Origin of the sequence: Corynebacterium ulcerans (genome assembly GCF_900187135.1) — a bacterium.
Classification (GTDB): Bacteria; Actinomycetota; Actinomycetes; order Mycobacteriales; family Mycobacteriaceae; genus Corynebacterium; species Corynebacterium ulcerans.
Map to the genome: position 1 here is coordinate 2,110,357 of NZ_LT906443.1, position 20,062 is coordinate 2,130,418.

Sequence of the window (20,062 nt, forward strand, 5' to 3'; positions counted from 1 at the left end):
CACTTTGAGAAGAACCTAGGAGCATAATGCCGTTGACCAACCGCGATGCGGGTCGATACCTCGGGGATGAGGAACTCACCGAGTTGCCAGAGCATACCCTGCTCAACGTTATTCGTATCCCCGGAAACCCGTTGATCAGCCCAGTGCGGTTGATTGCTCGGCGTTTTGGCTATGCGTTGGTGCTGATTCTCCTTGTGGCCTTGATTGTTTACTTTGACAAAGGCGGCTACAGCGAGCATCTGACCTTCATCGATGCGCTTTATTATTCGGCGGTTTCTTTGTCCACCACCGGTTATGGCGACATCACACCGGTAACGCAGGGGGCGCGTCTTCTCAACATCATCATTATCACCCCGCTTCGGTTGACATTCGTTATCCTCTTGGTCGGCACGACGTTGTCGGTGCTCACAGAGGAATCGCGCCGAGCATGGAAAATCCAGCGCTGGAGGAAACGCATGCGAAACCACACCGTGGTCATTGGATATGGAACTAAAGGACGTTCGGCAGTTTCGGCACTGCTGGCGGACGGTGTGTCTCCTAAAGAGATCGTTGTCGTGGATACCGATCCGGTAGCGCTGGAGACTGCGAATACTGCGGGGCTTGTGACAGTTAATGGTTCTGCCACTAAATCAGAGGTGCTCAAACTTGCCGGCGTTCCCAAGGCAAAGGCTGTCGTCGTAGCACCCAATATCGACGATACCGCGGTGCTCGTAACGCTTTCTGTGCGAGAGCTGGCGCCGAGTGCGTGGGTTGTTGCTAGTGTTCGGGAATCCGAGAACCAGCACCTCTTGGAGCAATCTGGCGCAGACTCAGTGGTGATTTCTTCTGAGACCGCAGGCCGCATGCTTGGTTTAGCCACGGTGACGCCTTCGGTGGTGGAGATGATGGAAGATCTGTTATCCCCCGATGAGGGTTTTTCCGTTGCGGAACGCCCTGTGGGAGAAGATGAGGTGGGCGCTAATCCTCGGCACTTGGCAGATATCGTCCTTGGCGTTGTTCGCTCTGGCGAGCTGTATCGGATCGATTCTCCAGAGGCAGAGACCGTGGAACCTGGCGATCGGCTGCTGTATATCCGACGAGTCTTTAGTGAGGATGTTTCAGATTAAGAAGTGCCTACTGGTTGATCCCGTTGGACGTGTTCCCGTCCATAAGGGCAACCCAGTGCTGTCTTCTCCTAGGCCGGATATCTCTGCCTTTAACGTGACGGATCAGCTACTAGTGCAACGAGTTGCTCCTGATGTAGTGGACTCGATAACAGGCACAGCAACACGGTCTCACATCCCATGGGTAACAACGGCTATCGCAGTCCTACGTAATCGTGAAGTAATGGTCTATGACCCAGCATCCGGGGAACGACTAGAATACAACACTCCTACCGTCGGTCGGACACCCGACGGAAAGGACGTGTTTCCTCGCATTGATCCTGCTGTGATTGGACTGATTACCTCTGAATCTGACGAGTACGTACTTTTGGGAGAAAATACTCACCGCCGCGGGTACTTTTCCTTGATTGCCGGATACTTGGGAATGGGGGAGACGTTTGAACAAGCACTGACCCGAGAAGTGTGGGAAGAAACTGGAAGACGTATCTCTCATGTTTCCTATGTAAAGAGTCAATCGTGGCCTTATAGTGGGGCCATCATGGTGGGGATGACTGCACGGACAACAGACATGGATGCTGTGGTACAACCCGATGGTGAGCTCACAGAGATTCGCTGGGTAACACGTAAAGATATTGTTCGAGGCACCATCCAGCTTCCAGCTCCGGGCAGTATTGCGCATGACATGATGTGGGATTGGGTAAACAAAAACGATGATTGATCTCAATGATCTGGATAGCGACCAAAGGGCTGCCGCTAGTGCTCCTCGCGGGCCGGTAGCCATCCTTGCGGGTGCCGGAACGGGTAAGACTCGAACGATTACCTATCGGATTGCCAACCTTATTGATCGTGGCATGGCTAGTCCTAATCGCGTACTGGCGGTGACGTTTACACGTCGTGCTGCGGGGGAAATGCGGCACCGGCTGGGCGTCATGGGCGTAGGAGGCGTACAGGCGCAGACGTTCCACTCAGCTGCGATGCGCCAGTTGTCGTATTTTTGGCCGCAAGTGGCCGGGAATCTGCCGTGGAAATTGTTGGATAACAAGTTTCCGCTTGTGGGCAAGGCTGCGCGCTCGGTGGGCATAGAAACGACGACGGAAAACGTGAGAGATCTTCTAGGCGAGATCGAGTGGGCAAAGGCTACGTTGATAACGCCTGACCGTTATGTGGCGCACGTGAAGGACCGTAAGATTCCCGCAGCCGCAGATAAAATCGCCGAGGTATACCGCAGATATGAGCAGGCTAAAACAACAAGTGAGGGCATGCTTCTAGACTTCGATGACCTGTTATTACACACGGCGGGAGCCATTGAAAATTCGACTGCGATTGCAGAGGAATTTCGGGAGCAGTACCGCACGTTTGTCGTTGACGAATACCAGGACGTTACGCCGTTGCAGCAACGAGTGCTTGACGCATGGCTGGGGGAGCGCGATGACATCACCGTGGTGGGAGACGCTAATCAGACCATTTACTCTTTTACGGGAGCGACTCCTAATTATCTTTTGGGATTTTCGCGTAAGTATCCTCACGCAACGGTGGTCAAGTTACAGCGAGATTATAGGTCGACTCCTCAAGTAACAGACCTTGCCAATACGGTGATCGGGAAAGCACGGGGCCGGGTGGCGGGCACTCGATTGACGTTGGAAGGAATGCGCCCGCCTGGCCCAGAACCAGAATTTTGCACTTTCGACGATGAACCTGCTGAGGCACGCGCCGTAGCGAGCAGAATTAAAGAACTCCTGAACAAGGGAGTAGCAGCGTCGGAAATCGCGGTGCTTTATCGAATTAACGCGCAGTCGGCGGCTTTTGAACAGGCCCTCGCGGATGCCGGGATCGTCTACCAGGTGCGCGGTGGCGGTGAGTTCTTCCAGCGCGCGGAGATTCGTCAAGCCATGTCTCAGCTGGTGCGCGTCGCACAGCGTGCAGGAACAGAGTCAATTCGTGGTTCCGCCCTGGAGATCTTGGTGCGCTCGGCGTTAGCGCCTCTGGGATTAACCCCGGAAGAACCGGAAGGCACGCAGGCGCGTGAACGATGGCAGTCTCTAGAGGCCCTCGCTGAGCTCACAGTAGAGTTGACTCGAGCTACACCGGATCTGGATATCCAGGGGCTTCTAGAACAACTCAATCAGCGGGCAAGCGCCAAACACCCTCCGACGATGCAAGGAGTGACATTAGCTTCTTTACATGCAGCTAAAGGCCTGGAGTGGGATGCGGTGTTTCTTGTAGGGCTTGTCGACGGCACCCTCCCAATCACCCACGCTATTAAGGGGGGAGACTCGCACATTGAAGAGGAGCGCAGGCTTTTCTATGTCGGTGTTACTCGCGCCAGGGAGTACCTTGTGTGCTCGTGGGCAAAAGCTCGGCAGGAGGGAGGACGCGCGACTCGGAAGAGAAGCCGATTCTTTGACGGCATTGTGGAAGAACCTATCGATATCGCCGTCCCCCCACGCAGTAAACGTTCAAAGCGCTGCCGTGTGTGCGGCGCGCCCCTGGGCTCCCCCTCAGAAATTGTGATGAGAAGATGTGTCGATTGCCCGTCGGGTGTTGATGAGGAGGTGTTTGAGACCCTGAAAGCGTGGCGTCTGGACATGGCTAAAGAAGGCGGTGTCCCTGCTTACATAGTCTTCACAGACGCAACCCTGCACGCTATTGCCGAGGCCAGCCCAACGACCACAGATGACCTACTACAGATTTCCGGTATCGGTCAGATGAAAGTAGAGAAGTACGGCAGTAGCTTGCTGGAAACTTTGGCTCAATTCCGCTGATTCTCATAGCCCCAGCAGAACGGACACGCTGGGTGAGCAGAAAGACGAGGAAGTTTTTCTGTGGAATAGGCAGAAACTTGGAGGCTGTCGCCGGGGATAAAAGATTCCGCGTTAGCGGAGTAAGCGTGGTCTTGGTGTGAAAGAAGGTTGTGAACTACAAAACTGGTGTGCGCAGCGGTGGCTGCGATGAGATGCGGAGCCGCAGAAAAAGGTCGACCAGAAAGTATTGATTGGGTGCGAAGCACAGGCCACTCGGGATCGGAATCTGCGCGGTGGAGATCGCTGCAGGCGAGACACGGGCCGCTTCTTTCTAATCGGACAGGACCGATGATCCCGTGGGCGTCGATAAGCCGCACTGGGAGGAGAAAGCCATGTGTGTTAACTCGGTCTTCGATGCCAGACTCTATTCCACGCGGATTGCACACAATCACGAGGGTTCGGCGCTGAATATGATCCATAAATTCTTCAGTGCTGGGAAAATTGGTTGACCGCAGTATGTTCATCCCACTTTTTTCTAGGAGATCCGATATGGCGTCTGCCAGGGGATCGTCGCCGATAACCGCACTCGTATGGGGTTTTCCCTGCGTTCTGATGACGCCGTGGGTGAGAAGGTCTTCCATGAGCCCTCGCGCGGCGACAGGATGAAGCCCCGCTGACGTAAGTTCAGAAATTATCTGACCTTTTGCCCGCGGCTCGCGTAAGCTGCGAAGTATCGGAACTAGTGCATCGATAAGCTCGCGTGGTGCTGGAAAAATTCCTGCACGCGCTGAGTCGAGTCCAAACTGAATCCCCTCAGTCCGCACTAATACTTGGTGACTAGGACTGAGAACTACGTTTCCCCCCGTGTTCATGACGGTAATTTCAGCACAGAGAGCCATTTTTGTCATGCCCCGTAAAAACACCCCCGAGCTTCCTGTGGAAGTGATCCGCTCGAAGCGTCGGGTACGCACCGTTTCTGCTCGGCTTATCGACGGGCGCGTGCAGATCCGAATCCCGGAGTCAATGAGCAAAAGCGATGAACAGCGAGTGATCGCTGAGATGTCCGCAAAAGTGAAACGAAAAACCCAATCCACCGCAGAATCGAATGATGAGCTTTTTCAACGCGCGCAGTATCTCAACCGACGCTACCTGGATGGGAAAGCCAACCTAAGCTCCATCAAATGGGTCACCAATCAACGACGGCGCTGGGGGTCGTGCTCACAAAGCACGGGGGAAATACGAATTTCTCATCGGTTACGAGAAGTCCCCGATTACGTTGTGGATTCTGTGATTATCCATGAGCTCGTGCACACGTTCATCCATGACGGTCACAGCAAAGAGTTTTGGGCATGGGCAGACCGCGCCCCTTATGCGGAGCGGGCTAAGGGGTTCCTGGAGGCTATGCAGCGGGTGAGCGGTTAAAGGCGCGAGAAAACCCCGAGCTAGCGTGCAGTCTAGGAGGCTAGCTCGGGGTTTTATCGATTGCTATGGCTTCTTGGGCTCTTGATCGTCGGAATCGTCTTCCGGCTTGGGGTTTTCCTTGCTCTCGGGATTTTCGCCCTCAGAAGCGAGCATTTCCTCCAACTTGGCGATCTCTGCGATGGGATCAAAGTCGGTGCCAGAAGAGTCGTCGAGAAGCGCGTCGATGAACTCAGCGGAAGATTCGAGATCCTCGGCGGTGGGCAAGAAGTCTGGGTGATCCCATACGTGGTCGCGGCGCTCAGTACCCACGGCCACTCCCACTCGGCGCCACAGCTCTTGGGCTTCGGCGACCTTGGGGGCAGCGAACTCAATTCCCACGACTTTGGCAAATGCCTGCTCCGCAGAACCGCCAGTAGCGCGCCGGCGACGCCATGCCTCGTTCAGGGCGGCTGTCGACGGGATGCGGTCTCCCATGGCCTCAGTCACCACTATTTCTACCCAGCCCTCGATCAGGGCGAGGAGAGTCTCTAGCCGAGACGCTGCGTGGGAGTTACGTGAGGTAATGCGAGGGCTCATGTCCAGACCCTGGAGCTGTTCCATAGCGTTTTGAATCGCAGTGGGGTCGCCAGACTCCAGGTTTAAGTCACGCATGGCTTCTTCGATATGAGACGTGTCGATGACGAGGCCCGCTGCGTACTCCTCAACAGAGGAGACGAGACGCTCCCGCAGCCACGGCACATGTTTGAACAGCCGCTGACGAGCTGCCTCACGTGCGCTGAGATAGACCATGACCTCACGGTCCTCAATTTTTAGGCCAGCAGTTTCTTTGCGCAGGTTAGCGGGCAGTACGGCAGTGACACCTGTCGGGGCGATAGGGAGTCCGAAATCTGTGCCAGCAATAGTCTGAGTAGCAAGATCACCTAGGGCATGACCTAGCTGCATACCAAAATTCATGCCGGACATTTGATTCATGATCTGCATCATGGGGCCCACCATCTCTCGCGCCTCTTCAGGCAGCGAGTCCACCTGAGCCTGAGCCATGTTCTCGGCTACCGGGGTGACAAGTCGTTTCCACATGGGAAGAGTCTTCTCTAGCCACAAAGAAGCATCCCATGCTGCCACGGTATTGCCGGATGCTGGCAAAATGGTGGCGTCATCAAGCCATATTTCCACGAGGCGGACGGCTTCTTCTACAGCGGCGGTGTCATTGGATGACGCAGCAGTAGAAGAACCGATCTGTTGCTGTGCAATCCGCTCGGCGAGCGCATAGTTCACTGCGCCCTGTCCCTCGGGGGAATTCATCGTGGAACCCATTCCAGAGAGCATTTGCCCGAATTGGTTCAGCATGTCTCCCAAACCACCGGCGCCAAAGGGGTTGTTGTTGCGGCCGTTGTTATCATCATCGCCATTGCCGCCGAAGTTGAAAGAAAAACCGAATCCATTGGTATTCATGCTTCATAACCGTACCGATTCTTGTGCTATTTGTGCCATGTTGGAGGCAACGCTGTGAGCGAACATGTACCCTAAGGACTCGTGAAACGTCGTCTAAGCACTCTTACACTGGGAGCCCTTCCCATCGTCGTCTTGGGAACCCTTGTCACCATTGACCATGTTCCCGGGACTGATATTGATTTGACCGTGCCATATGCGGCGGAAGGCCCAGGTCCTACGTTTAACACGCTCGGGCAGATCGACGGGCAAGATGTTGTGGAGATTGGTGGCGCAGACGTTGATAAGACTCGCGGCAACCTCAACATGACAACGGTATCTATCCGCAGCGGGATGACCCTGGCTCAGGCGCTTAGCCGATGGCTGTTTACGGATGACACGCTTATCCCTTTGGAGCGCATCTATCCCAAGAACAAAACTCCGGATCAGGTTAACCAAGAAAACCAGATTGCCTTCTCCTCATCGGAAGCCTCCGCGACCATCGCTGCGATGAATCATCTGGGTCGTCCTGTGGAGACAGAGGTCGCGAGTATCGTCGAAGAATCTGCTGCACATGGGATTCTCCAAGAAGGCGACGTGATAATGGACATCGACGGAACAGCTGTTGGCGGCCCCAAGCAAGTCCGCGAGACGGTTCGGAAGAAAAAGGTCGACGATAGCGTCACCATTACGTATCGACGTGACGGACAAAAACACGAAGCTACAGTGAAACTGGGCAAGAATCCCAACGATCCCGCAATTCCGTTCTTAGGGGTGAGCATGGCTGCTAAACCCGCTGGCGGAATCACGGTCGATTATCACCTTAAAGACATCGGCGGCCCCTCGGCTGGACTCATGTTTTCCCTAGCTGTGGTGGATAAACTCAGCGGGGGCGACCTCAACGGCGGAAAGTTTGTGGCCGGTACTGGCACCATCGATGATGACGGCACCGTGGGCCCTATTGGTGGAATCGCGCATAAAGTTCAAGCCGCTAAAGACGCTGGTGCAGAACTATTTCTTGCCCCTGCCAAGAACTGCTCAGAGGCCGTAAGCCGAAATCATGACGGCATGACCGTCTTGAGCGTTGATTCTCTGGACGATGCCATCAAACAAATGGACGCTTATAACACCGGCGGCGAGTACACGACGTGTAAAAAGTAAATGGCTAGGGCTTAGCTTTCGCAGATTCTGTAGTCGCAGGAGTCTCCATAGCGGAGCTTTCTGCCTGCGGACGCTGCGCTAAGCCCAGCGCATAGATCTGTTCCGCTGGATCTTTTTCATCGGTAGAGACCATTTGCTGCATAACCAGACCTTCATCGTTGTCTACCACCGTGATAACTGCGGTGCTCCCCAGCGTGGACCACCCAACAACGCGACGTCCAGTATCTTCTACCACCCGTGAGCTCCTAAGCTCCGTGAGCAGCTGTGTTGTAGATGCGGCTTTAGAATCGGACTTAAAAAATTGGAATTGGCCAATTTTTTCCCCAGAACAAGCCATCGAATTTTGAACTCCGTTTGCATCGCAAGAGTCAAACTGATCAAAAAATTCCTCAGGTGCGAGGGCACCAAATTGCTTGCGGGCCTTCTCCAGATTGGGGTTCTTCTTGGCCTTTTCCGAGCTTGTCGACGCCACCCCGCTGGTCTCTTGCTCACTAGGCAGAGCAGTCTTCGTAGTTTCTGCCACAGACTGGGAGGAGGTTTCTGATGCCTCAGGGGTCGAAGTCTCCTGATTGCTGCCACACGCTGTCACCCCTAGAAGACCGCACAGCGCGAGGGCACATGCTGGGCGTCGAAAAGCACGAATACTCAGCGGCATGCGGAGAAGAGTGGAGGGAAACACAGAATCAGCTCCTGAGGCATAAGTCGGGCAGAAACAACTCGATTCTAATCCAATGTCATGCGCAAAGCGGCGATAACGCCAGGTGCGACCCCTGGTCCGCCTCTAAGCTCGATTTCATCGGCGGCAAAAGGACCGCGGGCTTCCAACTCTTCTTCCGAGGGACGCATCTGCAAAAGAGTCAACTCATGATCGCCCTGGAGAACACCGGAGAAAAGGCGCGCCGGGCGAGGACCTGCTGTGGGGTCAGAGGAATCCCTAAACATGATCTCTTGGGCCAAAACAGCGCCTATCACTTGGCTCGGCCAAGATATGCGGGAGATGTAATCCCCAAGTTCTTCTGAACCTGGTTGTATATGCTCCGGGAGATTATCTTGGACCACAAGCGCGAGGGGAGAGTCGTCGTCTTCCGGAATGGCTGAACCCACTAATTCCGCTGGGACCAGGGCAAATAGTGTAGGGGAGGCGTCCCATCCTTCGGCGTGAATGAAGTCGACTGCCTCAAGCATTGCCTTATTTAACGCTTGGATGGGGTAGTCAGGAGTGCTCATTAAAAAATCCTTTACATTCACCTGTGAAGAAACTGCCGTAGACTAGGACATTACCTTGTCCATCGTAGAAAACTTTTGCATGGGATCCCTGTTGATTTCCGCGAATGTGCCCCTACACAGAATGAAATAAAGGAGTTCGAGTTGGCGAACGGCCTTACGCCTCCGTCCCCCTCGATCGGTCGTCCACCTAAGCTGTTCACCCGGATTGTGGTCCTTCTGGTGATTTTGGGTGCGCTGGTCCCCACAGCAATTGGTCTCTACACCAATTGGCTGTGGTTCGGTGAAGTTAATTTTAGGGGGGTGTTTAACAAGGTCATACTGACTCGAATTGCGTTGTTTGTGGTGTTTGCGCTGGTGGCGGGAATCATCACATGGATTTCCGGATGGCTCACATATCGCGGGCGCCCCGACGAACTCGATGTTTTTGACCTAGAGGGACCAATTCCGCAGTATCGCGCGGTGGTTGAACGCAGCGTTAAACGCTTCTTGACCATTATTCCCATAGTTATCGCTTTTGTCGCAGGCTTCCTAGGTCAGCAGAACTGGCAAACTGTTCAGCTATTCCTTAACCGCCAAAGCTTTGGTGTGTCGGACCCTCAGTTCGGAATGGACTACGGTTTCTACGCCTTCATGCTCCCGGCGCTGCGTCTGGGACTGGGCACGCTATCGATCCTTGTCGCAGTAGCGTTCCTCCTTTCTTTGATTGGGCATTACCTTCTAGGGAGTATCCGAGTAGGAAACCAAGCTGCAGGGGTCCGGGGAAGTATTTCTTCCTATGCGCGAGTTCAGCTTTCCGTAACTGCAGGGTTGTGGATGCTTCTGAAGGTGGCTTCCTATTGGTTTGACCGCTATGACTTGCTCAATAACCGCCACGAGACCTTTACCGGTGGTAGCTACACAGACATCAACGCTGTTCTTCCAGCCAAGATTGTGCTGCTGGTTATTGCTGCAGTGGTAGCACTCTGCTTCTTTTTGGTTGTTGTGCTTAAAGACCTCCGAATCCCGGCTGCGGCCACCGTCCTCATGGTGGTCAGTGCGGTTTCTATCGGCAGTATCTGGCCGCTCATGGTGGAGCGTTTTTCCGTTTCCCCGAACCGTGCGGAGAAAGAATCAGAATTTATCTCCCGCAACATTCAGGCGACTCGATTTGCCTATGGCATCACTGATGACCAGGTAAGTTACTTGAATAACTGGGGCGCTCAAGGACCTAACTCGGAGAAAGTAGCCTCGGATTCTGCGACAGTGAGCAACATCCGCCTGCTGGATCCAGAGATTATTTCCCCGACCTTTACCCAGCAGCAGCAGTTGCGAAACTTCTACGGCTTCCCTAAGTCACTTGCGATGGACCGCTACGTTATCGACGGGGAACTACGCGACTTTGTTGTCGCAGCCAGGGAACTTGATCCGAATGCTCTTCAAGAAAACCAGAAGGACTGGATCAACCGGCACACGGTGTACACCCACGGAAATGGCATTGTTGCAGCTCAGGCTAACCAGGTGGACGAGGTTGCTCGCGACGTTGGATCCGCACGTGGTGGTTACCCCGTGTACACAGTGTCGGATTTGCAGTCGACGGACGCTGAAGCAAAAGAACTCGGCATTGTGGTCAAAGAGCCTCGCACGTACTACGGCCCCGTGATCGCGTCTGCTCGCGACGGCGCAGATTACGCAGTGGTGGGCTCTGACCAGGGCAATCCTGTGGAATATGACACCGACTCTTCTACCTACACGTATAAGGGTGAAGGTGGAGTTAACATCGGTAATCTCTTTAACCGTTTAGCATTTGCTGTCCGCTACCAGGAACTCAACCTTGTTCTGTCGGATCGCGTTAATAAGAACTCGAAGCTCCTCTTCAACCGCGACCCCCGCGAGCGTGTACATAACGTGGCTCCATGGTTGACCACGGATTCCACTACATATCCTGCAGTCATCGACGGACGCATCAAGTGGATCGTGGACGGATACACCACGCTTTCCTCCCTGCCGTATTCGGAACGAACCTCTATGTCTGAGGCGACTACCGATACCACCGCACAGGTCGGTAACAGCGCGCAACGCCTTGTCACCGACAACGTGGGATACATTAGGAACTCTGTGAAAGCCGTAGTAGATGCTTACGACGGCAGTGTGGATCTCTACGAGTTCGATGAGCAAGATCCTGTGCTCAAGGCGTGGAAGGGCGTATTCCCAGACTCCGTGAAACCAAAGTCGGAGATCTCCGAGGCCCTGATGAACCACTTGCGCTACCCAGAAGACATCTTCAAGGTGCAGCGTAAGATGCTGGCTCGCTATCACGTCGATGATGCTCGCGACTTCTTTACCAACGACCGCTTCTGGTCAGTGCCAAGCGATCCATCTGCGTCCGAAGGTCAGCAGAACATAGCGCAGCCTCCGTACTACGTGGTCGCTGCAGACCCTCACACCAAGAAGCCGAGCTTCCAGCTGATCACCCCGTTCCGTGGTCTTCAGCGTGAGTATCTAGCTGCACACATGTCCGTGAGCTCAGATCCTGACAACTACGGCAAGATCACCGTGCGCGTTCTGCCCACGGACACCCTGACTCAGGGCCCCAAGCAGGCTCAGGACACCATGATGTCTTCAGATCAGATTGCTTCTGACCGCACACTGTGGCGAGACACAAATGATCTCTTCAACGGCAACCTTTTGACGCTTCCGGTCGGTGACGGTGAGATTCTCTACGTGGAGCCTTTGTACTCCCAGCGTAAAGACCAAGCCTCGGCGTTCCCCAAGCTTCTCCGCGTGCTTGTTTCCTACCAAGGAAAGGTTGGCTATGCCCCAACCATTTCTGAGGCGCTATCGCAGGTAGGAATTGACCCCAAGGCTGCTCAGGATCTTGGCGAGGCTCGGAACCTAGACAAGACACCAAAGACAGACGACGCCAACAAGGACCAATCGAATCAGAAGGAATCGCCTAAGCCATCAGCGCCTGCCTCTGGCACCGGCGCAACAGGAGATGCGATCCAGAAGATCAACGATGCGCTTAAGGGCTTGGAGGCTGCTAAGGGCAAGTCCAATGAGGAGTACGGTCGTGCTCTCGACCAGTTGGATAAAGCTGTCCAAGATTACCGCCGCACCACAGGTGGCTAGTCCGGAAAGCTAATCAGATCCCCAGTGCTCGGTTATATGGCCGTTGTACTGGGGATTTGCCTGTTTGATTAGTTCTATGTAGAGTTACTCCTCGTTGCACAGAACAGCTTGTTCTGAAGCAATCGTCGCGGGGTGGAGCAGCTCGGTAGCTCGCTGGGCTCATAACCCAGAGGTCGTAGGTTCAAATCCTGCCCCCGCTACTAGGATCCTCCTGTTCTTTAGAGATAAAGAACAGGAGGTTTTTCTTTTGCCCAATGTCTGAACTAAGTGAATCCGCAAAAGAATTATCCCGCACTGAGTCGCTATCCTCATCTCATAGCTACATTTCTCACGGTTAACGCCGGTGATAGTGCACGAGGAATCCGTACCGCCTTCAAGGTGAGTCTCGCATCAGCATAGATGTCGGCCATAGAGTGCCTGAGTCTTTAAGCACCAACCAAATGAGAACATGGAAATCCCAATTCCCGAGGACGTTGTCGGAGTTCTTGTACAAGGGGAACAGGCCTATGCGGCGTACAAAACTCTGCGAGACTCGGCGATTTTCACGTCCAAACGTCTGATCGTTCGCGATGCTCAGGGCATCACCGGCAAGAAAGTGGAAATCTATTCGATCCCGTACTCATCAATCATGATGTGGTCCACTGAGAACGCAGGGCACTTCGACTTCAACGCTGAGGTTGAGTTATGGACAAGAGCCGGAAATCTCACAATTAAGCTTGATAAGAAAATCGACGTGCGGCGCCTTGACCATCTCATAGCGACGTGTTTGCTCGCCTCCAATTAGTTTTGGAGCCCGTTGGTTCATAGAGATAAAGAAATCCCCACACTAGTGTGGGGATTTTCTACAATTCCGCTGTTGGTGCGTATGCAGCGAGACTATCAATTCCAATAGAGCGATTCACGAGACTTCTCACCGGATTGGTCCCAGTCAAAGCGGACAGACTGCGCTTGCTTATTGTTCTCCGAGTCTTGATTTTTAGGGAATACTCCGATGCTTCCGCGTGCGTACACATGGTTGACCTTCAGCTGTGACTCCGATGTCGGTATGCGGTTGGAAGCTGGGATGCCACAAGCGTTGTCTGCGCCACCGTTGAGATGAAGGGCATTGTCACCCGAGCCAGTTGCTGGCATCAGGGTAGGGGCGGTGACGGCCGTGTGCTCGGCGTCGGCAAGCCCGGAGAGCGCGAGAGGATCGTCAGAACCTTTGGGGATTGCTCCTAGGAATTCAACGTCGTAGGCGTAGCACATGAAATGTGACACCTCGTCGGTCTCACTGGCGTTGAGGAGGCTGACCCGCTCTGATGGTAGGCGAACGCCGTCGTGGGCAGTGACAGCCCAGACGAGATAACGGCCTTCAGTGTCCTCAGTAACTACATGTGCGGGTTCACCGAATTTCAGTTTTGTGCCAAAAGGAGTCATTTTGACTTCTTTACCGTTGGGATAGAGCAATACTGCTTGCTCAGAGAGCTCTTCAGAAGGCTGTTCTGCGTTTGCCTTAGCAGGTTCTGGGAGATCCTTCTTGTTCACCACATCGTTATGTTTATTAGCGGTGACTTTTTTCTCCAACGTTGGCTTGTCTTTGTTAGACGGATGTGGGTGGAATCCTGCCCGTTCGTCTGCTCCGCATGCTGCGATCAGAGTGGTAAGCGTGACGACAGCAGAGAGCTTAAGGGCCGAGGCTCCCAATGAGTAATGCGTTTTAGCCCAGTGCGACTTTGACATGGTGTTCTCTTTCTCAATTAGTTTTCTGCAGCACTGACAGTTTTGGGGTGAGTCGGGATGAGAGTCTTGCCCACCCGCTTGGAGATTTTTGACACGATTTCTTCTAGAGGGCCACGACCTATAGCAAGGTGCCATGCGGTGCCAAAGAGTAAAGCGCCTAGAACGTGAAGAATGAACCAGAGCGTGGGTAGTGCCTCGGTAGATTCTTTGAACGCTGCCATCAGGAGTATGTGAGAGATGTACAGAGTCAGCGTCATTGCTCCAGCAGAGATCAGTGGAATGAAGAGGTTCTTAAGCATCCGGGTGATCACTAGAAAAGAACCGAGAGCCAAGGTTGCTGCGCCCAGAGAAGTGAGCAAAGAGAACGGTGTGTTGACGTGGGGGCCATTAATAGCCAGCCACCACCATGTATTTGTGGGGATATGAACCTCCGGGCCGAAGTCAATGACCTGGAGAATGTCTTCTACATCGTAGTTATCGGTGTGGTAGTACAGCTGGGCGAACCCACCTGCGTAGTCAATTAGGAAAGTCGAGCTAAGGAATCCCGTGATGGCGGCAACCGAGCCAAGAGCGATGAGCCTGGTTTGGGTAATTAACCACTGTAGATTCATACGGCCCAGAGCTATACCTACACAGATGTACGCCATCCACGTGACTACCGGGTAGGTTCCACCGACAAACAGCGTGATGATGGTGTCAACAGGCAGGCTAATCAATGAAGAGAAGCTGGGATTAAGCGTAGTGGTGTATCCGCCCCAAGAGTTGACCGCGAAAATCGCTAGGGGACCAGTCGTAATGAATACCGCTGCGAGGATAAGCAGAGTACGAATCCGTAGGGAGACAAGAGCGACAGCAAGCAGAAACAGCAGACCGTAGTAAGGCAAGATGTTGGATACCGGCAGATTGATCTCGTCGAGAGCTAGGCCGAGCACAAAGACGATCAGTGCGCGGACTGCCAGCGATATTCGGTCACGGTGAAGCGAGCTACCGACATGAGGCATGTTTCCGCCGGTAAGAAGCGCAATAGTCACTCCCGCGAGCAGCGCAAACAATGCAGAAGAATGCCCACCAAACAACTGCCAGATCAAAGTGGGTTGGTCAGTGTATTTGTTATATGCCGGCAGTACATGCACGGCGATCATTCCTACGAGAGCGAATCCACGGGCTGCGTCGATACCAATGATTCGTCGCGGGTCAGCCGACGGGCCAAAAGCAAGTTCTTTGTTCCATCGTGACGGACGAACTTCAGGCTCTGGTGGCGGGCTATACGGCTGGGGTAGTACCTCGGCTTCGCCATCCCAGATAGGACGGACACGTGCTGGGCCTGGTTGTGGCCTGGTTGCAGCATCCGGTGTTTGAGGCTGCGTAGATATCTGTGATGTCATTGTCGATTCCTTGGATGTGGTGAAATCAATCCACTAGCTGGTAAGAACGGCTTCTTTAGGGTGAGTATCTTGGATGGTGCTATCAAAAGCGGTGATGCTTTTAGGGTCCTCGACGTAGGAAACAGGGTTTCCTGACCAGACGCTGTCGTTAGGGATAGCGTCTTGACGCAAGATCAAAGATCCAGGGCCGATAGTCGCCCGATCGCCGATTGATGAGCCCGGAAGAATGAAACTGTTGGGGCCAAGCGTGGCGCCTGTTCCCATGGTTACTGTTTCCAGAGCCATAACCCGGTCATGGAATAAATGGGTTTGGAGGACAGTGCCTCGGTTGATCGTGGATCTATCTGACAGGGTGATCAGATCGAACTCCGGGAGCCACCAGGTCTCGCACCATACGTCACGCCCGATGCGCGTACCCATGAGGCGTAGCCACCAGTTGTAGAGCGGTGAGCCGAGCGACATTCTGATGAGCGAAGGCACCGCTAGAAGCTCAGCGATATTATCGATGAGCTCGCCGCGCCAAACGAAGGTGGAAAATAGTGTTCGATGCCCTGCAGTAAAACGACCTATAAGCAGCCATTTCAACACGATTGGCACGAGGCTGGCGATAATTCCTGCTCCGAGAACGATGGGGAAAGCCCAAAGCAGAACTGCCTGGATTCCTCCCCATCCACGTCCGCCCGACATGTATGCCAATGTGCCTAGCCAGACGATGAGGAGGTCGAGATAAGCAGCGACGATGACTGGCAGCAGTCGGAACAACTCGACGAACGCTCGGGCTACTTTGAGACCGGTAGAAGGGTTAAAGGTGCGTGCGACGTCGGCGTCGATATGCGCGCGCGGGATTTGTCTCGTCGATCTACCAAGCCACGATGTGCCTTTGCCTGGGCGCTCGGGCGTCGAAGAGAGAACCGCAACCAAAGACTCAGCGGGGAGATCGTGGTCAGGACCGACGATCCCGGAGTTGCCCACGAATGAACCATCACCGAGGACAGTCGTGCCGACGTGGACCCAGCCGTTGTTATAGCGTGCCGATGTACACATGGAATGATCTGCAAGGAAGCAACGGTCGCCGATGGCCGTCAAATGCGGAATCGTCTCGACCGTAGAGATCTCAGTGTCCTTGCCAACGCGGGCCCCTAGAAGCCTAAGGAAAGCAGGGGTGAGCCAACCGGCGTACACGAAATATGTGGAAGTGAGCGTTTTCTGTAGCAGGGTGTGCGTCATCCACAGAGCCCAGCCAGTGCTGGAGTGAATCGGGAAGTAACCTGGTCGGATCAACAGTGAACACAGGCGAACCAAGATGACGACCAACGCTAGCCAGCAAACGATGGTGAGAATCGCGAAAAATGGTGTCCATGCCGCCAAGATCAGGAAGACCTCTTGATACTGGAAGTTATTGATTACCGTGGGCAGGACAAGGAAGGTTGCTGGTAGCACTGCCAGAACAGGCAGTATGTTCAGCAACGACAATCCGAGGATGTACAGCAGGTGGTGGGAGAAGAATCCCAATCCGGTGACCATGCCGTCGGCGATAGCTTCCTTGGGAGTTTGGCTCGGCCAACTGGTCCTGCTTGGACCATTGTCGCTTAGCGGATTTCCGCTGTAGCACCGACCTTTGGCAACTGCTCCGGTGACACAGGAACCAGGAATGATTTCTACGTCGTCGCCAATGGTTGATCCAGGGGAAACGAACGTTCGCATACCAACGCGCACCCGATCACCGACGGTGATAGGCCTGAGATAAAAGGTGTCGCCGTCGATCCAGTGTCCGTTGATATCGACTTCGTTTTCTAAAACTGAGCCCTCGCCGATTGTTGCTAGCCCAGTGACTGGCGGGAACGTTGCCAGCGTGGTTCCTTTACCTACTGTGCAGCCAAAGAGTCGGAACAAGAGCGACATTGACGGAGTATCGAGGAGCGGGTCTAGACGCAGATAGGCCAAGAAGCGCTCGGCCGACCAGATTCGCAGGTGAGTCCAGCCCCCACGTGGGTAGTCGCCAGGTTGGATACGGAAAGTAGCGACGCGAGCCACAATCGCGGCCTGCAGAATTTTTCCTGGAGTGGAAAAGAGCACGACCATACCGATGAACACCGGCCAGAATGGAACGGTAGGAACCCATGCTGCAGAGAAGAAGAATCCGAGTGCCCAGACAACAAAAATCGTTCCGACGACATAGCGAGCAACGTTGACAGCGTAGATGCCACAGACGACCAGGAATTGTACGATACCGGACCACCATGGGATTTTCTGTGGTAGTGGCCGCTGTTCGGTATCAGTGTGGAGCGTATCTACGTAGTCGGCCATCATCGACAACGTGGGATTGTCGTATAGTGCTCCGATGTCCAGCGCGGGATGAGATTCCCTCAAAGCGATGGCTAGTTTTGCGATAGCCACGGACGAGCCGCCGAGATCGAAGAAGCTGGAGTTCTCTTCGATCGGAACAGGTCCAAGCTGGTCTATCCATTTATCGGCAAGCCAACGCAGGTGTTGGGGCAGTGCTTCAACAGAATCACGGGAATCCGGTAGCGGCCAAGGAAGAGCCTTGCGGTCAACTTTGCCGGAGGTCTTCATAGGGAGCTCATTGACAATGCACAATGTGGGCGCGATTCCACCAGGTAGAACAGTGGACAGATGGGTGCGAGCTTTGTGCAGATCGATAGTGCCGGGTTTGCCGTTGTCTTCTTCGGGGACAACATAACCGATGATGACGTCGGATCCTGCGGTCGTCGTCTGCTTAGCTGCTGCTGCAGCAGCTACCCCAGGTACGGAGGCTAGGGCTCGATCGATTTCACCAAGCTCCATGCGACGTCCACCGAATTTGATTTGATCGTCGGCACGGCCTGCAAAGATGATTCCTTCTTGTTCTGCCACAACAAGGTCACCGGTTCGGTAGGCGCGCTCCCAACCTAGGGACTCCAGAGGAGCGTAGGCTTCGGCATCTTTTTCTTGATCGAGGTATCGGCCTAGACCAACACCTGTTACAAGTAGCTCACCAGTTTCTCCCCAACGTACGGGTTCACCGGTCTCAGGATCCACGATGGCTAATTGCCAGCCGGGTACTGGTCGGCCGATTCGGACGGGTTCTTTATCCGTCATCGGTTTCATGAGATGACCGGAACAGATGATGGTTGCTTCTGTTGGGCCATAGGTGTTCCATAGCTCGCGCCCTGGGGCTGCGAGTCGATTGACAAGCTCTACAGGAAGAGCTTCTCCGCCAAAAATCAATAGGCGTACTGCGGCCAAAGACTCAGTAGGCCAGAAGGAAGCGAGGGTCGGTACCGTGGAGACAGCAGAGATTTTGTTTCTTGTAATCCATTCACCAAGAGCATCCGCGGAACGAACAATATCCCGAGGGGCAGGGACGAGAGCTGCGCCATAACGCCAGGCCAGCCACATTTCTTCACAGGAAGCATCGAAGGCTACGGAGAGGCCTGCCATGACACGATCTTGAGGACCAAGCGGGTCATTGACTAGATACATGCGTGCTTCAGCATCGACGAGAGCTGCTGCAGAACGGTGGGACACGGCTACACCCTTGGGCTTACCCGTAGATCCGGAAGTGAAGATGATCCATGCATCATCTGCTGTTGTGGGCTCGCAAGGAGTAACCGGAGTGAGATCGTCGCCTCGGAGGTCGAGGGAAAGCTCTGCACCATAGACTGCGGTGGCATTGGCTTCTTCCCAGACGGTGTTTGCACGAGAGTCCGGGTCGTCCCAGTCAACAGGCACGTAGGCCGCTCCCGCGCAGATCGTGGCCAGAATTGCTATGTAGAGATCGGTGGTACCTGATGGAACTCGAATGCCAATACGGGCTCCACGCCCAATACCAAGCTGAGCAAGGCGCTCTACTTGATCGTCGATGCGCTCTGCCAATTGGCTATAAGTCAGAGATTCGTTTGTGCCAATAAGCGCGGTGGCGTTGGGGTAGTGATGTACGGTCTCGCGGAAAATATCAACGAGTGTGCGTGGGTCGGGGACTGTATCGACGCCGTAAATTGCACAGGTACGGTCGTCGGACGGGAATGGATTTCCCACCGAAAGAGTTCCTTTCAATTGGGTTGGGTTTGCCTCCAAAATCGCTATTGGAGACCCTGATGTCAGTGGGCTGTCGCCTCAGATGTAATCTGTATGCCTTGTATGCTCAGTGTTGCTGAATAAGAAGATAAGAACAACGGGATCTCAATCTAATAACATCTTCAGTTTGTGTGCAAATTGATGAAAAATTGGTATTTACACTAGTTGTGATAGTTATTTTCTTAAATTTGCTGGTCATGGAAACTTTTTCACTGGAACCCTGAGCGGACTTTGTAAAAAGTCCAAATGTGAGTTTGGACGCATTCGCGGGGGTAAATATGGGGATAGGGTGCAATTTGACAAGGGGGAGGTAATCAATCTTTTGGATAACCCTGCATTTTTATTTGAAGGAAACTATCGGGGGCGAATTTCGGAATTTTTAGCAGGACTATCTGCGAACATCTTTTTGTATTGATCCGTTTTTCCTGATTACGTGACAAATGTTTTGGATAGCTTTGCGATGCAAAGGTTCCTGTTTGTAAAAAGCTGCTGGGGTAAATAAGGGGCTGTATTTGGTCCTATTGGGGAATCTGGCCGGGGTATATGTGGGAAATTGGCGTTTTTGACCTAAGGGTTATTGTCGGACGCTAATTAATTGGGTTTTCTTAATTAATTGATCCAAATGCTGAATTTTGAATATGCTGACACAGGCGGGTTAAAGTTACTTATTTGTTATTTCGGAAAATAA

Annotated in this window: 14 protein-coding genes and 1 tRNA gene; 8 read left to right on the forward strand and 7 right to left on the reverse strand. The window is 53.7% G+C overall.

Annotated elements, in window-relative coordinates; translation table 11 throughout:
• Positions 1-26: 26 nt before the first annotated feature.
• Genes CKV68_RS09580 through CKV68_RS09590 form a run of 3 tightly spaced genes read left to right on the forward strand, consistent with a single transcriptional unit; the run spans position 27 to position 3,865 of the window.
• Complete coding sequence (locus CKV68_RS09580; protein WP_013910978.1) at positions 27-1,106, forward strand: potassium channel family protein; 1,080 nt, start codon at positions 27-29, stop codon at positions 1,104-1,106.
• 55 nt (positions 1,107-1,161) lie between these two features.
• Positions 1,162-1,821, forward strand: a complete 660-nt coding sequence (locus CKV68_RS09585; RefSeq protein WP_038622711.1) for an NAD(+) diphosphatase — start codon at positions 1,162-1,164, stop codon at positions 1,819-1,821.
• Positions 1,814-3,865, forward strand: coding sequence for an ATP-dependent DNA helicase UvrD2 (locus tag CKV68_RS09590; protein ID WP_095076099.1), 2,052 nt, complete (start codon positions 1,814-1,816; stop codon positions 3,863-3,865). Before CKV68_RS09585 ends, CKV68_RS09590 begins: the two co-directional genes overlap by 8 nt.
• Here the strand turns inward: CKV68_RS09590 and CKV68_RS09595 are convergent.
• On the reverse strand, positions 3,853-4,752 hold the full coding sequence (locus tag CKV68_RS09595) for a hypothetical protein (RefSeq protein ID WP_095076100.1): 900 nt from the start codon (positions 4,750-4,752) through the stop codon (positions 3,853-3,855). The genes CKV68_RS09590 and CKV68_RS09595 overlap by 13 nt on opposite strands.
• On the opposite strand from CKV68_RS09595, the gene CKV68_RS09600 reads away from it, so the two are divergent.
• Positions 4,751-5,266 carry a M48 metallopeptidase family protein gene (locus CKV68_RS09600; RefSeq protein ID WP_013910982.1) on the forward strand — a complete coding sequence of 172 codons (516 nt, stop codon included), beginning with the start codon at positions 4,751-4,753 and terminating at the stop codon, positions 5,264-5,266. The two genes, CKV68_RS09595 and CKV68_RS09600, sit on opposite strands and share 2 nt — an antisense overlap.
• A 63-nt stretch (positions 5,267-5,329) precedes the next feature.
• On the opposite strand, the gene CKV68_RS09605 is transcribed toward CKV68_RS09600, so the two are convergent.
• Positions 5,330-6,718: a zinc-dependent metalloprotease gene (locus CKV68_RS09605; protein ID WP_013910983.1), complete on the reverse strand. Its 1,389-nt coding sequence runs from the start codon at positions 6,716-6,718 to the stop codon at positions 5,330-5,332.
• Positions 6,719-6,799: 81 nt separating this feature from the next.
• Here CKV68_RS09605 and CKV68_RS09610 point away from each other — a divergent pair, with 81 nt between their 5' ends.
• The gene (locus CKV68_RS09610; RefSeq protein WP_023635304.1) at positions 6,800-7,855 is read left to right on the forward strand and encodes a YlbL family protein; all 1,056 of its coding nucleotides are present in this window, start codon (positions 6,800-6,802) and stop codon (positions 7,853-7,855) included.
• A gap of 4 nt (positions 7,856-7,859) precedes the next feature.
• Here the strand turns inward: CKV68_RS09610 and CKV68_RS09615 are convergent, their stop codons facing one another.
• Both CKV68_RS09615 and CKV68_RS09620 read right to left on the reverse strand, forming a co-directional pair.
• Complete coding sequence (locus tag CKV68_RS09615; protein WP_095076275.1) at positions 7,860-8,510, reverse strand: hypothetical protein; 651 nt, start codon at positions 8,508-8,510, stop codon at positions 7,860-7,862.
• Between the two features lie 68 nt (positions 8,511-8,578).
• The gene (locus CKV68_RS09620; protein WP_013910986.1) at positions 8,579-9,082 is read right to left on the reverse strand and encodes a PPA1309 family protein; all 504 of its coding nucleotides are present in this window, start codon (positions 9,080-9,082) and stop codon (positions 8,579-8,581) included.
• A 141-nt stretch (positions 9,083-9,223) separates the two neighbouring features.
• On the opposite strand from CKV68_RS09620, the gene CKV68_RS09625 reads away from it, so the two are divergent.
• The 3 genes from CKV68_RS09625 (at position 9,224) to CKV68_RS09635 (ending at position 12,974) form a co-directional block, all read left to right on the forward strand.
• Positions 9,224-12,190, forward strand: a complete 2,967-nt coding sequence (locus CKV68_RS09625; protein ID WP_095076101.1) for a UPF0182 family protein — start codon at positions 9,224-9,226, stop codon at positions 12,188-12,190.
• Positions 12,191-12,316: 126 nt separating this feature from the next.
• Positions 12,317-12,390: transfer RNA gene (locus CKV68_RS09630), tRNA-Met, on the forward strand.
• A 248-nt stretch (positions 12,391-12,638) separates the two neighbouring features.
• Positions 12,639-12,974 carry a PH domain-containing protein gene (locus tag CKV68_RS09635; protein WP_095076102.1) on the forward strand — a complete coding sequence of 112 codons (336 nt, stop codon included), beginning with the start codon at positions 12,639-12,641 and terminating at the stop codon, positions 12,972-12,974.
• 95 nt (positions 12,975-13,069) lie between these two features.
• Here the strand turns inward: CKV68_RS09635 and CKV68_RS09640 are convergent, their stop codons facing one another.
• Genes CKV68_RS09640 through CKV68_RS09650 form a run of 3 tightly spaced genes read right to left on the reverse strand, consistent with a single transcriptional unit; the run spans position 13,070 to position 19,335 of the window.
• Positions 13,070-13,912, reverse strand: a complete 843-nt coding sequence (locus CKV68_RS09640; protein WP_231910435.1) for a hypothetical protein — start codon at positions 13,910-13,912, stop codon at positions 13,070-13,072.
• A 17-nt stretch (positions 13,913-13,929) separates the two neighbouring features.
• Positions 13,930-15,297 carry a heparan-alpha-glucosaminide N-acetyltransferase domain-containing protein gene (locus tag CKV68_RS09645; protein WP_014525454.1) on the reverse strand — a complete coding sequence of 456 codons (1,368 nt, stop codon included), beginning with the start codon at positions 15,295-15,297 and terminating at the stop codon, positions 13,930-13,932.
• Between the two features lie 33 nt (positions 15,298-15,330).
• On the reverse strand, positions 15,331-19,335 hold the full coding sequence (locus tag CKV68_RS09650) for a Pls/PosA family non-ribosomal peptide synthetase (protein ID WP_095076103.1): 4,005 nt from the start codon (positions 19,333-19,335) through the stop codon (positions 15,331-15,333).
• Positions 19,336-20,062: the final 727 nt, after the last annotated feature.